Annotated in this window: 1 protein-coding gene; it reads left to right on the top strand. The window is 32.7% G+C overall.

Annotated elements, in window-relative coordinates:
• Positions 1-307: 307 nt before the first annotated feature.
• Positions 308-1,719, top strand: a 1,412-nt coding sequence (locus tag ACESNQ_RS08645) for an Ig-like domain-containing protein (protein ID WP_373076217.1), incomplete at its 3' end; no start/stop codon positions are given.

Here is a 1,719-nt window from a genome sequence, read left to right on the forward strand (position 1 = left end):
TTGTTATGAAACGTAAATTTACTAAATAATATTAGATAAGTTTCTTTAGAGAGGAGAGAGCATTGCTCTCTCTTTTTATACTTTTTATATACTAATATTGCATATATATTTTCGATATCGATATTAAAAAAATCTATTCTTAAAAATAAATTTATACGATTATATGACATAAAAAACATATTTAATATCTAAAAGTAATCTTGATAAATTTTTTTTGTTTATTTGAGTTATAAAAGTAGACATAGGATGTAAATATTGGTATACTGTACTAGTTTTAATAAACTAATAAATTAAAGGAGAAATGAAAATGAATAAGAAAAAACTATCGTTTATCTCTTTCATTATTTGTATATTAACTGTATTTGTTTCACTAAGCTTAACAAATGCTGCTGCTGAAACATCAGCTACTACGTCTAATAGTAAGACTGTTGATACTATTACCTCACTAAGTATTACAAATAAATCAGGAGATAGTCTTGATGGTGATTTGAAGCAATGGATTACGTTTAGACTTAATGCAAATTATGATTTAACAAATAAAAATGTTAAAGCTGGCGATACAACTACAGTTGATTTATCAGATTTTCTATATATAGAATCCCAAAACTTTGAAATTCGTGATGAGAAAACAAATGAAGTTATCGCAAATGCTCAGATTGATGAAACAAAAAAACATATCGTCTTAACCTATACTGATTATGTTGAAAAACACTCTGATACCAAAGGATCTTTCTATGTCTATACTCGAGTAGATTTCCAAAAACACCCTGAAGAAGGAGAAATCCCTGTCGAGGTAACGATTAATGGGAAAACACAAGTAGTTGGAAAAGTTAACTTCACTGGTGTTGGAGATGGAAATCCTGTGTTGTTTTCTAAAACAGGATGGGTAAGTAGTGAGGATCAAAAGACTCTTTCATACACCATTTCAATCAATCGTACTAAAGAAAGTCTTCAAGATGCTACAGTAGAAGACACATTGAAGTTTTTGAATGCATCTTATATTAAAGATAGTATTCGTATTATCAAAGGTAAATTTGATTATGTTAAAGGTCTTTGGGAATTTACAGATACAACTGATGTAACTGCTCAACATACTGTTACCGTCAGCGAAGATGGACAATCGTTTGTCGTACAACTTGGTGACATCACAGAGTCAGATCAATATCGAATTGAATATAAAGTTCAAACAAATTATTCACCGGCAGACGGAGAGGTATTAAATAATGATGCTGTGTTAAAAGGCAAAGGAAAGGCTGTTAAACATGTTGAGCAATCCACTGTCGTTCAAGTAGCAGGTGGTTCTGGTATTGGTTATGTCTTTACAATTAACATTAAAAAAGTTGATGAAGCAAATCAACCATTACCAGGTGCGAAATTTAAAGTAGTTCGCCCAGCAAATAATCAAGTCATTGGTGAATATGTAACTGATGCTGACGGGAAAATCACTGTAAAAGGTCTTCTAAAAGACAAATATATCCTGACGGAAACAGAAGCACCAAAAGGCTATGTCATTGATTCTGAAGATACAGAAGTAGATGTTACGGACTTTGGAGAAGACCAGTCAGTTACAAAGACTATTGTGAATTCAAAAGAACAAACGACAACGACTGAGGCTCCAACAACGACTGAAGCTCCAACAACAGAGGCTCCAACAACGACTGAAGCTCCAACAACAGAGGCTCCAACAACGACTGAAGCTCCAACAACAGAGGCTCCAAC

This window comes from Streptococcus infantis (assembly GCF_964243025.1).
Taxonomy (GTDB): Bacteria; Bacillota; Bacilli; order Lactobacillales; family Streptococcaceae; genus Streptococcus; species Streptococcus infantis_N.